Source organism: Streptomyces sp. NPDC017095, from assembly GCF_044332325.1.
Taxonomy (GTDB): domain Bacteria; phylum Actinomycetota; class Actinomycetes; order Streptomycetales; family Streptomycetaceae; genus Streptomyces.
In genome coordinates this window covers 295014-308758 of the sequence record NZ_JBIROU010000004.1, presented here as the reverse complement: position 1 = coordinate 308758, position 13745 = coordinate 295014, and the positions used below count along the sequence as shown (strand labels likewise).

12 protein-coding genes are annotated in these 13745 nt (G+C 72.6%); 10 read left to right on the top strand and 2 right to left on the bottom strand.

Annotated elements, in window-relative coordinates:
* A complete protein-coding gene (locus ACH4OA_RS10545) occupies nt 1-849 on the top strand; it encodes a helix-turn-helix domain-containing protein (protein WP_397968601.1) in 849 nt (282 codons plus the stop codon).
* A gap of 16 nt (nt 850-865) precedes the next feature.
* Here the strand turns inward: ACH4OA_RS10545 and ACH4OA_RS10540 are convergent, their stop codons facing one another.
* Entirely contained in the window at nt 866-1264 is a 399-nt protein-coding gene (locus ACH4OA_RS10540) for an ATP-binding protein (RefSeq protein WP_397968599.1), read from the bottom strand.
* Between the two features lie 140 nt (nt 1265-1404).
* Between ACH4OA_RS10540 and ACH4OA_RS10535 the strand changes: the two genes are divergently transcribed.
* A complete protein-coding gene (locus tag ACH4OA_RS10535) occupies nt 1405-2274 on the top strand; it encodes a helix-turn-helix domain-containing protein (RefSeq protein ID WP_397937673.1) in 870 nt (289 codons plus the stop codon).
* Nucleotides 2271-2450, top strand: a complete 180-nt coding sequence (locus ACH4OA_RS10530) for a DUF397 domain-containing protein (protein ID WP_397937675.1) — start codon at nt 2271-2273, stop codon at nt 2448-2450. Before ACH4OA_RS10535 ends, ACH4OA_RS10530 begins: the two co-directional genes overlap by 4 nt.
* A gap of 67 nt (nt 2451-2517) precedes the next feature.
* Here the strand turns inward: ACH4OA_RS10530 and serC are convergent, their stop codons facing one another.
* Nucleotides 2518-3636, bottom strand: a complete 1119-nt coding sequence (gene serC / locus ACH4OA_RS10525) for a phosphoserine transaminase (protein ID WP_397937677.1) — start codon at nt 3634-3636, stop codon at nt 2518-2520.
* A 156-nt stretch (nt 3637-3792) separates the two neighbouring features.
* Here serC and ACH4OA_RS10520 point away from each other — a divergent pair, with 156 nt between their 5' ends.
* The 7 genes from ACH4OA_RS10520 (at nt 3793) to ACH4OA_RS10490 (ending at nt 13737) form a co-directional block, all read left to right on the top strand.
* A complete protein-coding gene (locus tag ACH4OA_RS10520; protein ID WP_397968597.1) occupies nt 3793-7251 on the top strand; it encodes an FAD-linked oxidase C-terminal domain-containing protein in 3459 nt (1152 codons plus the stop codon).
* Between the two features lie 145 nt (nt 7252-7396).
* Complete coding sequence (locus ACH4OA_RS10515; RefSeq protein ID WP_397937683.1) at nt 7397-8338, top strand: EamA family transporter; 942 nt, start codon at nt 7397-7399, stop codon at nt 8336-8338.
* A gap of 233 nt (nt 8339-8571) precedes the next feature.
* On the top strand, nt 8572-8988 hold the full coding sequence (locus tag ACH4OA_RS10510) for an SRPBCC family protein (protein WP_397968595.1): 417 nt from the start codon (nt 8572-8574) through the stop codon (nt 8986-8988).
* Nucleotides 8988-9416, top strand: a complete 429-nt coding sequence (locus tag ACH4OA_RS10505; protein WP_397937685.1) for a MarR family winged helix-turn-helix transcriptional regulator — start codon at nt 8988-8990, stop codon at nt 9414-9416. The genes ACH4OA_RS10510 and ACH4OA_RS10505 overlap by 1 nt, the downstream gene beginning before the upstream one ends.
* Nucleotides 9417-9657: 241 nt before the next feature.
* On the top strand, nt 9658-10452 hold the full coding sequence (locus ACH4OA_RS10500) for a TIGR03084 family metal-binding protein (protein ID WP_397968593.1): 795 nt from the start codon (nt 9658-9660) through the stop codon (nt 10450-10452).
* Nucleotides 10449-12125, top strand: a complete 1677-nt coding sequence (locus ACH4OA_RS10495) for an acyclic terpene utilization AtuA family protein (RefSeq protein ID WP_397968590.1) — start codon at nt 10449-10451, stop codon at nt 12123-12125. The genes ACH4OA_RS10500 and ACH4OA_RS10495 overlap by 4 nt, the downstream gene beginning before the upstream one ends.
* Before the next feature lie 13 nt (nt 12126-12138).
* Complete coding sequence (locus tag ACH4OA_RS10490) at nt 12139-13737, top strand: acyl-CoA carboxylase subunit beta (RefSeq protein WP_397968588.1); 1599 nt, start codon at nt 12139-12141, stop codon at nt 13735-13737.
* Nucleotides 13738-13745 lie beyond the last annotated feature (8 nt).

The following is a 13745-nucleotide window of genomic DNA, read 5'->3' as shown; positions in this document are numbered from 1 at the left end:
GTGAGCACGGACTATCAGAGGGCACGCGAGGAACTGGGGCGCAAGCTCAGGGAACTGCGGATCGAATGCCCTGCTGGCCGGCTCACCGGTATCCAGCTGGCGCAGCGGCTGGGGTGGCCGCAGTCGAAGGTCAGCAAGCTGGAGAACGGCAGACAGACTCCCACGGACGACGACCTGCGGGCATGGACCGAAGCCGTGGGACAGCCGGACGCCTTCGCCGAACTCCACTCCCGGCTCAGGGGCTTCGAGAGCCACGTCCGCTCCTGGCGGCGCCAGCTGGCGGCGGGCCACCGCCCGGTGCAGGAGACCTGGAACGCACTCGTCGCGGAGTCCCGTGTCCTGCACATGTGGGAGAACAACCTGGTCAGCGGCATGCTCCAGACCGCCGACTACGCCCGTTACGTCTTCGAGCGCTACACGGATCTCCGGTCCTCTCCAAGGGACATGGAAGAGGCCGTGAGGGCTCGCATGAAGCGGCAGGAGTGGCTGTACCGGCCCGGTAAACGGCTCAACCTGCTGATGTGGGAAGGGGCCCTGTGGGCCCGGGTGTGTCCGGCGGAGGTACTCGTCGCCCAACTCGACCGGCTGTCGGGCGTGGTCGGCATGGACACGGTGCGCCTCGGCATCCTGCCCCTGGACGCGGACCTCCGCATCCCGCCGGGGAACCCCTTCACGATGCTCGACGACCGCCTGGTCGTGGTCGAGGACTGGCACGCCGAACTCTGGCTGGACGATGCCGAAACGATCGCTCTCTACCGCCGCGTCTGGGACACCTTCGCCGAGTCGGCCGTCTTCGGCACCGAGGCGCAACAGGTGATCGCACGCGTCCGCCGGAGCATCAAGGTCTGAAGCCAGGTACGAGGGTCTACTCCGCCGGCGTCAGCGCGAACCGGGCCCACACCGTCTTGGTGTACGGCTCCTGCCGGTGGCCCCACGCGTCCGCCAGCGCGGCGACCAGTGCGAGGCCGCGTCCGCCCTCCTCGTCGGGGCCGGGGTGGCGCGGCCGGGGCAGCCGGTCCCGGTCCGGGTCGGAGACCTCCAGGACCAGTTCCCGGGTGCAGAGGATGAGCGTGACCCGGACGCGGGCGTGGGACACCAGGCAGTGGGCCACGGCGTTGGTGACGAGTTCGTTCGCCGAGAGGACCGCCCGGTCGGCCAGGTCACCGGTGATGCCCCAGTCCGCGAGCGCCTTGCGGACGTAGTGCCGCGCGGTCGGGACGTGCTGGCGGCGGGTGGGGATGCGGAAGGTTTCGATGGTTGGCATGCGGCTGAACCTAGAAATACATGCAGCATCGCCGCAACGAGAACCGAGAAATACATGCAGGCGTTTCACTCGATCGAGTTATGCGTGCTCTTCCGGAGCCTTCGGTGTGGCAGGGTTTCGCCGGGAGAAAGGGAGGTTCCATGCCCGCAGGTGGACGACCGACCGTGCGCAGCAGGCGACTTGGCACGGCACTCAGGCAATACCGACAGGCCGCCAGGCTGGACCAGCCGCAAGCCGCCGAGGTGATCGCCACGAGTCAGGCCAGGATCAGCCGCATCGAGAGCGGACACGCCACACCGCGTGTGATCGAAGTGCGCCTGCTGCTGGACGCGTACGGTGTCGCCGATGCGGAAGTGCGCGCCAAGCTGGAGGAGTTGGCCAAGCACTCCAAGAACCGGGGCTGGTGGCTCGAACACGCGGAGCACTTGCGGCCGGACTACTTGGACCACATCGCGCTGGAGGACGACGCGACGTACATCCGAGAGTGGCAGCCGATCATGGTGCCGGGGCTCTTGCAGACTCCGGCCTACGCGGAAGCCGTCATCGCCGGTGGCCCTCACTACCTCGACCCGGAACGCGCCGCCCAACTGGTGAAGGTGCGGCTCGCGAGGCAAGCGAAGATCGAGGAGGGCGGAGCGTCGTACACGGCCATCCTCTGGGAGTCGGTGCTCACTCATCCGCTGCTGGACGTGGAGGTCCACCAGGAGCAGTTGTCCGCGATCCTCGAGATCGGTAAGCGGAAGAACGTCACGGTGCAGGTGCTGCCGTTCAGCGCGGGTGCGCTGGCCGGCTACTCGTCCGCCTTCTATTCCTTCAGCTTCGACGACGAGCCGACGGTCGAAGCGGTCGCCATGGACAATCTGCGTGGCGCGTCGGTCCTTGAGGGACCAGAGGATCTCGCCGCTTATGCCAATGCGTTCGACCTACTACGATCGGCGGCGTTGGCACCGGACGCGAGTGCGAAACTCATCCGGGGCATACTGCGGAGCCTGAAGGAAGACACATCGTGACCGAGGTCGTAAGCCCCTTCTGGAAGTCGTCGTACTCAGGGCAGGAAAACGCCTGCGTAGAGGTCGCCGACACGGCCCCCGATGGCCGGGCCGTCCGCGACAGCAAGCAGGACGACGGCCCCCTCCTCACCGTCTCCCGCGACAGCTGGCACGCCTTCATCCAGCAGTTCGCCTGACGCACCGCACACACGAAGGGCGCCCGGTGTTCGTCACCGGGCGCCCTTCGTCGTCGTATCCGAGAGGTCAGAGCTTCTCGATGACGTAGTCGACGCAGCGCGTCAGTGCCTCGACGTCCGCCGGGTCGATCGCCGGGAACATCGCGATGCGCAGCTGGTTGCGGCCCAGCTTGCGGTACGGCTCGGTGTCCACGACGCCGTTCGCGCGCAGCACCTTGGCGACGGCGGCCGCGTCGATCTCGTCGGCGAAGTCGATCGTGCCGATGACCTGGGACCGCTTGGCCGGGTCGGAGACGAACGGGGTGGCGTACTTCGACTCTTCGGCCCAGGTGTACAGGCGGGTCGAGGAGTCCTTCGTACGGGCCGTGGACCAGGCGAGGCCGCCCTGGCCGTTGATCCACTCCAGCTGCTCGCCCAGCAGGAACAGCGTGGCGAGGGCCGGGGTGTTGTACGTCTGGTTCTTGCGGGAGTTGTCGATGGCCGTGGGGAGCGAGAAGAACTCCGGGATGTGGCGGCCGGACGCGTGGACGCGCTCGGCGCGCTCGATCGCGGCCGGGGAGAAGACGCCGATCCACAGGCCGCCGTCGGAGGCGAAGGACTTCTGCGGGGCGAAGTAGTAGACGTCGGTCTCGGCGATGTCCACCGGGAGGCCGCCCGCGCCGGACGTGGCGTCCACGAGGACGAGCGCGCCCTCGTCGGCGCCGGCCACACGCCGGATCGGCATGGCGACACCGGTGGAGGTCTCGTTGTGGGTGAAGGCGTAGACGTCGACGCCGGCCTCGGCCTGTGCCTCCGGGTGGGTGCCCGGGTCGGAGGCGATGACGGTGGGCTCGGCCAGCCAGGGGGCCAGCTTCGCGGCCTTGGCGAACTTGGAGGAGAACTCGCCGAAGTTCAGGTGCTGCGACTTGTTCTCGATCAGGCCGTGCGTGGCGATGTCCCAGAAGGCGGTGGAGCCGCCGTTGCCGAGGACGACCTCGTAGCCCTCGGGCAGGGAGAACAGCTCGGAGATGCCCTCGCGGACCTTGCCGACCAGGTTCTTGACCGGCGCCTGCCGGTGGGAGGTGCCCAGCAGGGACGTACCGGTGGCGGCGAGGGCGTCCAGCGCCTCGGTGCGCACCTTGGAGGGGCCTGCGCCGAAACGTCCGTCGGCGGGCTTGATGTCAGCGGGAATCTGGATGTCGGCCACGGGACGAGGTTATCCGCTGGGTCCAGGCCGCGTGGAGGCGTGTCCGTTCGATGAGACGAGATCACTGAGACGTGGACTTGTGATGTCGTACGACGATATGGGCGGGGCTGTGGAAAACTCGCGGTGACGGAGTGTGGCCGGAGGCATCCTGGACGCATGACGGATCGTGCGGAGGGTGCGGGGGGCGCGGACGCCGCCGGCCTCGCGGGCGCGCTGCGCAAGGCCGTCCGGGGTGAGGTCGGCTTCGATGTCACCGCCCGGGCGCTGGTCACCATGGACGCGTCGAACTACCGGCGGGTCCCGCTGGGCGTCGTCGCGCCCAGAGACGCCGACGACGTGGCGGCCGCGCTGGAGGTGTGCCGGGCGCGCGGGGTGCCGGTGGTGGCGCGCGGCGGGGGCACGTCGATCGCCGGGCAGGCGACCGGCACCGGCGTGGTGCTGGACTTCACCCGGCACATGACCGGGCTGGTGGAGCTGGACCCGGGCAGCCGTACGGCGGTGGTGCAGCCGGGGCTCGTCCTGGACCGGCTCCAGGAGGCCGCCGCCCCGCACGGACTGCGCTTCGGCCCCGACCCGTCCACGCACGGCAGATGCACGCTCGGCGGGATGATCGGCAACAACGCGTGCGGCTCCCACTCGGTGGCCTGGGGCACGACCGCGGACAGCGTGCGGGAGCTGTCCGTCGTCACCGCGCGCGGTGAGCGGCTGCGGCTCGGGCCGGGCTGGGCGGGCGCCCCGGACGGGCTGCGGGCCCTGGCCGAAGGCGACCTGGCCAGACTGCGCACGGGCTTCCCGGACCTGCCCCGCCGCATCTCCGGGTATGCGCTGGACGCGCTGCTGCCCGAGAACGGCGCGGACGTCGCCCGCTCCTTCTGCGGCTCCGAGGGAACCCTCGGCATCCTCACCGAGGCCGTGGTCCGCCTGGTCGAGTCCCCGCGCGCCCGGGCCCTGGCCGTGCTGGGATACGCCGACGAGGGCGCCGCCGCGGAGGCCGCCGCCGGCCTGCTGCCGCTGCGGCCGCTCACGGTGGAGGGCATGGCCGCCGACCTGGTGCCGGCCGGCGCCGTGCTGCCCCGGGGCGGCGCCTGGCTGTTCGCGGAGACCGGCGGGGCGACGCCGGCCGAGGCACGCGCGCGGGCGGAGGAGATCGTGCGCGCGGCCGAGGCCGTGGACGCCCTGGTGGTGACGGACCCGGCCGCGCAGCGGGCGCTGTGGCGGATCCGGGAGGACGCGGCCGGCACGGCCACCCGGATGCCGGACGGCACGGAGGCCTGGCCCGGCTGGGAGGACTGCGCGGTGCCGCCCGCCCGGCTCGGCGCCTATCTCCGCGAGTTCCGCGCGCTGCTGGCGGCCCACGGACTGCGCGGCGCGCCGTACGGCCACTTCGGGGACGGCTGCATCCACGTCCGCATCGACTTCGACCTGCTCACCGAGGCGGGCGTCGGCCGTTTCCGCCGCTTCTCGGAGGAGCTGGCCGAGCTGGTGGTGGCCCACGGCGGTTCGCTGTCCGGGGAGCACGGCGACGGCCAGGCCCGCGCGGAGCTGCTGCCCCGGATGTACGGCGCGGAGACGGTACGGCTCTTCGAGCGGGCCAAGGCGGTCTGGGACCCGGACGACCTTCTCAACCCGGGCGTGCTGGTCCGCCCGGCCCGGCTGGACGACAACCTCCGCTTCGCGGTGCTGCCCCGCCGCCCGGTCGACGTGGCCTTCGCCTACCCGGCCGACAGCGGCGACTTCCGCGCGGCCGTCCGCCGCTGCGTCGGCGTCGCCAAGTGCCGTACGACTACGGTGTCCGGCCCGGCCGTGATGTGCCCGTCCTTCCGGGCGACCGGCGAGGAGGAGCACTCCACCCGCGGCCGGGCCCGGCTGCTGCACGAGATGCTCGCCGGCGAGCTGGTCACCGACGGCTGGCGGTCCACGGAGGTCCGCGACGCCCTCGACCTCTGCCTGTCCTGCAAGGGCTGCCGCTCGGACTGCCCGGTCGGCGTCGACATGGCCACCTACAAAGCCGAGTTCCTGCACCACCACTACGCGGGCCGGCGCCGCCCCGCCGCCCACCACAGCATGGGCCGCCTGCCCCAGTGGCTGCGCTGGGCGGCCCGCACGCGCACGGCACCGCTGCTCAACGCCCTCGCGGGCGTCGGGCCCCTGTCCCGCCTCGCCAAACGACTGGCCGGGATCACCCCGGAACGCGAGATCCCACGCCTGGCGGCACAGACGTTCACGACGTGGTGGCGCGACCGCGGCCCGACGACGGCCACCGGGAAACCACCCGCGCGGGGCACGAGCGACTCCTCTGTGCTGGGCACGGGGGACTCGTTTGCGCCGGGCATGGGCGACTCGTCCGCGCCGGGGGCTGAGGGCTTGTCCGCGCGGGGCGGCGGGGACTCGCCGACACCGGCCGCCGGGACCCCCGGCCCGAGCCCCGCCGGCAACCCGGCGCCGGGTCCCACTGGAAGTCTGGCTTCGCGTCCGGCCGAACCCCCGGCACCGAGTCCCGCCGGAACCCCGGTTGCGAGCCCTGTCGGCAACCCGACTCCGAAGCCCGCCGAACCCCCGGCACCGAGTCGCGCCGGAACCCCGGCCCCGGGCCCCGTCGGCAACCCATCTCCCAAGCCCACCGAACCCCCGGCTCCCGAGCCTGCCGAAACCCTGGGCGCGAGTGCCGCCGGTACCCCGGCCCCGGGTCCCGTCGGCAACCCATCTCCCAAGCCCACCGAACCCCCGGCTCCCGAGCCTGCCGAAACCCTGGGCGCGAGTGCCGCCGGTACCCCGGCCCCGAGCCCCGCCGAAGCTCCGGCCCCAGGCCCCGAAACCCTGGTCGTCCTCTGGCCCGACACCTTCACCGAGCATCTGTCGCCGTCCGTCGGACGGGCCGCCGTCCGGGTGCTGGAGGCCGCCGGGCTGAAGGTGGCCCTGCCGCCGACGCTGCTGCCGCGCCGGGGAGCGATCGGCGACGGCCGGACCAGATCGGCGACCGCGCTGCTCACGGCTCGCCGGGCCCGGGTCTGCTGCGGCCTCACCTATGTCTCCACCGGCCAGCTCGACCGCGCCCGTGCGGTGCTGCGCCGCACCCTGGACCTGATGGAACCGGTGCTCGAAGCCGGGGCCCCGGTCGTCGTCCTCGAACCGAGCTGCGCCGCCGCGCTCCGCACCGACCTCCCGGAACTGCTGCCCGACGATCCCCGCGCCGCCCGGCTGGCCGCCGCGGTCCTCACCTTCGCCGAGACCCTGGAACGGCACGCCCCGCACTGGATGCCGCCCGCCGTGGACCGCCCGGTGGCCGGTCAGACCCACTGCCACCAGCACGCGGTCCTCGGTGACGATCCCGACCGCCGGCTGCGCGCCGCCGCCGGCCTCACCGGCGAGCTGAGCGGAGGCTGCTGCGGCCTGGCAGGCAACTTCGGCTTCGAACAGGGCCACTTCGACGTCTCCCGGGCCTGCGCGGAGGAGCAGCTCCTGCCGTCCGTACGGCAGGCGGCACCGGACGCGGTGATCCTCGCGGACGGCTTCTCCTGCCGCACCCAGCTGTACCAGCTCGCCGGGGTCCACGGCCGGCATCTGGCGGAGGTGCTGGCACAGGCGCTGGACGCGTCCACGGGAGGTGCCCGGTGAGCCCCGCCCGGCATACGAGAGAGGCGCATCTCACCATGCAGTACAGCGGCATAAGGGATTCACACTCCTGACAAGGTCCATTACGCTGGACTCAGAAGTACACGGAGATGTACATGATCTGATCCCTGCCAGCACCAGGACCGCCGTGAACACCGTCAACAGCCCCAGCGCAGCGAACTCCACGTCACCGGCACCGCCGTCTCCGGGTGCTCCGGGCCGCTCCACCGCCCTCGGACCGGTCGGGCTGGTCCTGACCGGCTGTATCTCGGTGCAGTTCGGCGGCGCGCTGGCGGTCACGCTGATGCCCCGGGCGGGCGCGCTCGGCGTGGTGACGCTGCGCCTGCTCGCGGCGGCGGTCGTCCTCCTCGTGGTCTGCCGGCCCCGGCTGCGCGGCCACTCGCGCGCCGACTGGGGCACGGTGATCGTCTTCGGCATCACCATGGGCGCGATGAACGGCCTGTTCTACGAGGCGGTGGCCCGCATCCCGCTGGGCCCGGCGGTCACCCTGGAGGTCCTCGGCCCGCTGACCCTCTCCGTCCTGGCCTCCCGCCGCCTGATCAACGCGCTCTGGGCCGGCCTGGCCCTCGCCGGCGTGTTCCTGCTCGGCGGCGGAGGCTTCGGCAACCTGGACCCCATAGGCGTCGCGTTCGCCGTGGGTGCGGGCGCCATGTGGGCGGCCTACATCATCTTCAGCGCCCGTACGGGCCGCCGCTTCCCGCAGGCCGACGGCCTGGCCCTGGCGATGGCGGTGGCAGCGCTGCTCTTCCTGCCGCTGGGCATCGCCGACGCCGGCACCCGCCTGCTGAACCCCACCACGATCGCCCTCGGTTCGGCGGTGGCCCTGCTCTCCTCGGTCCTGCCCTACACCCTGGAACTGCTGGCCCTGCGCCACCTGCCGGCCTCCACCTTCGCGATCCTCATGAGCCTGGAACCGGCCATCGCGGCCACCGCCGGCTTCCTCATCCTCGACCAGTCCCTCTCCGCGACCGAGGCCGCGGCCATCTCCCTGGTCATAGCGGCGAGCATCGGCGCGGTCCGCACCCAGATAGGCCGAGGCAAGGCCACCTTGCCCACCGAGGTCGTATAGGCCCACCGTCCCCCGGACCCCGCGCACTACCGTCCCTCCGCACCCTGCGCACCGCCGCCCCTTGCCCCGGCGATCGAGGCGCCCCGCCCCGCCCGTGGTCACGCCGGGTCCCGTCCGTGGCCGTACCCCGCTCCGCCTGTCATCGATCGAAGGGGGTGCCGAGGGCGCGTAGACATATAGTCTTCGCACAGATAATCTCTTCGAAGACCACCTACCTGACCAGGAGGCCGCTGATGTGGACGTACGAGCACAGCATTGAGACCGACGCGGCGCCCGAGGCGATCTGGCGCCTGTGGGCCGATGTCGAGAACTGGGGGACCTGGAACGCCGACATCACGAGCATCCGGATCAGCGGCCCGTTCGCGGCGGGCGCCGAGATCGTGATGACGCCGGCCGGCCAGGAGCCGGTGCATCTGACCGTCGCCGAGGCGACGGTCAACGAGCTGTTCGTGGACGAGGCCCGGTTCGACGGGCTGCTCCTGCGCACCATCCACCGGCTCGACCAGGACGAGCGAGGCCGCACCCGGGTGACGTACCGGATGGAGATCACCGGTACCGGTGCCGACCGGCTCGGCCCGCAGATCGGTCCGGCCGTCACCGCGGACTGGCCCGAGACGATGGCAGCCCTGGTCAAGGTGGCGCAGGGCTGATGGCCCTCAGTCCCGGTGACAGCCCCGGATTCCTGCTCTGGCATGCCACGCTGCGCTGGCAGCGCGATATCGCCGCGGCCCTCGGCCCCCTGAACCTCACCCACGTCCAGTTCGTCCTGCTCGCCTGCACCTGGTGGCTGAACACGCACGGCGAACACCCCAACCAGCTGGCCCTGGCCCGCCAGGCCGGCACCGACGTCAAGATGACCTCGCAGGTCCTGCGCGCCCTGGAGGGCAAAGGTCTGATCGAGCGCGAGGTCGACCCCGCCGACACCCGCGCCAAGCGGCTGCGTGTCACCAGCGCCGGCGCCGAGCTGGCTCCGCGCGCGATCGCCGCCGTCGAGAACGTCGACGAACGTTTCTTCCAGCCGGTGGCGCGCGACGACGCCGTGACCCTGCTCGGCCGCCTGGCGCACCCCGGATCCTGAAGGCCCCGGCGCGGACGTCGTCGGTCCCCGCACCCGCCGGCCGACGGGGTCCGCGTGACACCGCCCGCTCCGCCCCGAGGCCGGGGAGCGGCGACTCCGTCGCGGCTGTCCGCTCCGCCGTGCCGGTTCCGCCGCGTGCCGGCGAGCGCCCCATCCGGCCTGCCGCCCCCCTCACCACCCCCCGCGCGGAATTCATGCAAGCACGCTTGATTGTTTCTGCCTCCGCTGCCATGCTCCCCCCATGGCCGACCTGATGTCCGTCCTCGACGATCTGCGTGCCGAGAGCGAGGAACTCGACCGGCTCGTAGCCGGGTCGAGCCTCGGGCAGTGGGCACTGCCCACTCCCGCGGCCGGCTGGAGCGTCGCCCACCAGATCGCGCACCTCGCCTGGACCGACCGCTCCGCGCTGGTCGCCGTCACCGACGCCGACGCCTTCCGCGCGCTGGTGGAGAAGGCGCTCGCCGACCCCGGCTCGTTCGTGGACGAGGGCGCCGAGGAGGGTGCCGGGCGGGCCCCCGCCGACCTGCTGACGGCCTGGCGCGCCGGACGCGCGAGCCTGCGCGAAGCCCTGCTCGGCGCCCCGCCCGGCGCCCGGTTCCCCTGGTACGGACCGCCCATGTCCGCCGCCTCCATGGCCTCGGCCCGGCTCATGGAGACCTGGGCGCACGCTCTGGACGTCGCCGATGCCCTGGGTGTGGTGCGCCCACCCACCGACCGGATCCGGCATGTGGTCCGGCTCGGGGTGCGGACCCGTGACTTCGCGTACGGCGTGCACGGACTCACCCCGCCGGCCGAGGAGTTCCGCGTCGAACTGAGCGCGCCGTCCGGCGCGGTGTGGGCGTACGGCCCCGAGGACGCCCCGCAACGCGTCACCGGCCCCGCCCTCGACTTCTGCCTGCTGGTCACTCAGCGCGCCCACCGCGCCGACCTCGCCCTGACCGCCGTGGGCGCGGACGCGGACCGGTGGCTCGGCATCGCCCAGGCCTTCGCCGGCCCGCCCGGCACCGGCCGCCCGCGGAAGGAGGCCGCCCGGTGACACCGCTGCGCATCGGCAACTTCTCCGGTTTCTACGGCGACCGCTCCGACGCCCTGCGCGAGATGCTGACCGGCGGCGAGGTCGACGTCCTCACCGGTGACTACCTCGCCGAACTCACCATGCTCATCCTCGCCCGCGACCGGCTGAAGGACCCGGCCGCCGGATACGCCCGCACCTTCCTGCGCCGGCTGGAGGACTGCCTCGGCCTCGCCCGGGAGCGCGGGGTGCGGATCGTGACCAACGCGGGCGGCCTGAACCCCGCCGGACTCGCCGGCCGCATACGGGAACTCGCCGACCGGCTCGGCCTGCCCGTGCGGGTCGCGCACGTCGAGGGCGACGACCTGACCGCCGCCCACCCCGGCGCCCTCGCCGCCCACGCCTACCTCGGCGGCTTCGGCATCGCCGAGTGCCTGCGGGCCGGCGCCGACGTGGTCGTCACCGGCCGGGTGACCGACGCGGCCCTCGTCACCGGGCCCGCCGCCGCCCACTTCGGCTGGCGTCCCGCGGACCACGACCGGCTCGCCGGTGCCGTCGTCGCCGGCCATGTGCTGGAGTGCGGCACCCAGGCGACCGGCGGGAACTACGCCTTCTTCGGCGAGGGCGACGTACGCCGGCCCGGCTTCCCGCTCGCCGAGATCCACGCCGACGGCAGCAGCGTGATCACCAAGCATCCCGGCACCGGCGGCTTCGTGGACATGGGCACGGTCACCGCCCAGTTGCTCTACGAGACCGGCGGCGCCCGGTACGCCGGGCCCGACGTCACCGCCCGGCTGGACACCGTCCGGCTCGGCCCGGACGGGCCGGACCGGGTGCGGATCGAGGGCGTGCGCGGCGAGGCCCCGCCGCCCGCGCTCAAGGTCGGGCTCAACCGGCTCGGCGGCTTCCGCAACGAGGTCGTCTTCGTGCTCACCGGGCTCGACATCGAGGCCAAGGCGGCCCTGGTGCGCGACCAGCTCGCCGACGCGCTCACCGCGTCACCGCCCCGGGAGGTGCGCTGGGAGCTGGTGCGCACCGACCGGGCCGACGCGGACACCGAGGAGACGGCCAGCGCGCTGCTGCGGCTCGTCGTACGGGACCCGGACCAGCAGGTCGTGGGGCGGGCACTGAGCGGTGCGGCGGTGGAGCTGGCCCTGGCCAGCTATCCGGGATTCCATGTGTTGGCACCACCTGGAAAGGGCGCCCCCTATGGGGTGTTCGAGGATGTGTACGTCCCCCATGGTGCCGTCGACCATGTGGCCGTCCTCCACACCGGCCGCCGTGTCCCCGTACCGCCGCCCCCCGGGACCCGGCCCCTGGACCCCGTACCGTCCCCACCCCTCCCGGAACCCCTGCCGCCCGGCCCCACCCGGCGGGCGCCGCTCGGGCTGGTGGCCGGCGCCCGCAGCGGGGACAAGGGCGGGAACGCCAACGTGGGGGTGTGGGCCCGGACGGACGAGGGCTGGCGGTGGCTCGCGCACGCCCTCACCACCGACGCCTTCCGGCGGCTGCTGCCCGAGAGCCGCGACCTGCCGGTCACCCGGCACGTCCTGCCCCGGCTGCGCGCCCTCAACTTCGTCGTCGAGGGCATCCTCGGCGCCGGCGTCGCCGCCCAGCACCGTTTCGACCCGCAGGCCAAGGCCCTCGGCGAATGGCTGCGCTCCCGCCACCTGGACATCCCGGAGACCCTGCTGTGACGGAGACCCCGCTGTGACGGTTCTGCAGACCACTCTCGACCCCACCGGACCCGACTACCGCGCACACCGCGAGGCGATGCTCGCCAAGCTGGCCGCGCTGGAGGGCGAACACGCCAAGGCGCTCGCGGGCGGCGGCGAGAAGTACGTACGACGGCACCGGGAGCGCGGCAAACTGCTCGCCCGCGAGCGGATCGAGCTGCTGCTCGACCCCGACACCCCGTTCCTGGAGCTGTCGCCGCTGGCCGCCTGGGGCAGCGAGTACCCGGTCGGCGCCTCCCTGGTCACCGGCATCGGTGTGGTGGAGGGCGTGGAGTGCCTGATCACCGCCAACGACCCGACCGTGCGCGGCGGCGCCAGCAATCCGTGGAGCCTGAAGAAGGCCCTGCGCGCCAACGACATCGCCCTCGCCAACCGGCTGCCCTGCATCAGCCTGGTGGAGTCCGGGGGCGCCGACCTGCCGTCCCAGAAGGAGATCTTCATCCCGGGCGGCGCCATCTTCCGCGACCTCACCCGGCTGTCCGCCGCCGGCATCCCGACCATCGCCGTCGTCTTCGGCAACTCCACCGCCGGCGGCGCCTACGTCCCCGGCATGTCCGACCACGTGATCATGGTCAAGGAGCGGGCGAAGGTGTTCCTCGGCGGGCCGCCGCTGGTGAAGATGGCGACCGGCGAGGAGAGCGACGACGAGTCGCTGGGCGGCGCCGAGATGCACGCGCGCGTGTCCGGCCTCGCCGACCACTTCGCGCTGGACGAACCGGACGCGCTGCGCCAGGCACGCCGGGTCGTGGCCCGCCTGAACCACCGCAAGGCGTACCCGGACCCGGGCCCCGCCGAGCCGCCCGCGTACGACCCGGAAGAGCTGCTGGGCATCGTCCCGGACGACCTGAAGATCCCGTTCGACCCGCGCGAGGTGATCGCGCGGATCGTGGACGGCTCCGACTTCGACGAGTTCAAGCCGTCGTACGGCACGAGCCTGGTCACCGGCTGGGCCGCGCTGCACGGCTATCCCGTCGGCATCCTGGCCAACGCCCAGGGCGTGCTGTTCAGCGCCGAGTCGCAGAAGGCCGCCCAGTTCGTCCAGCTCGCCAACCAGCGCGACATCCCGCTGCTCTTCCTGCACAACACCACCGGCTACATGGTCGGCAAGGAGTACGAGCAGGGCGGGATCATCAAGCACGGCGCCATGATGATCAACGCGGTCGCCAACAGCCGGGTGCCGCACCTGTCGGTCCTCATGGGCGCCTCCTACGGCGCCGGGCACTACGGCATGTGCGGCCGGGCCTACGACCCGCGGTTCCTGTTCGCCTGGCCCGGCGCCAAGTCCGCCGTGATGGGCCCGCAGCAGCTCGCCGGCGTGCTGTCGATCGTCGCCCGGCAGTCGGCGGCGGCCAAGGGACAGCCGTACGACGAGGACGCGGACGCCGCCCTGCGCGCCATGGTGGAGCAGCAGATCGAGTCCGAGTCGCTGCCGATGTTCTTGTCCGGGCGGCTGTACGACGACGGCGTCATCGACCCGCGCGACACCCGCACCGTCCTCGGCCTGTGCCTGTCCGCCGTGCACACCGCGCCGTACGAGGGCGTGCGCGGCGGCTTCGGCGTCTTCCGGATGTGAGGGACCAG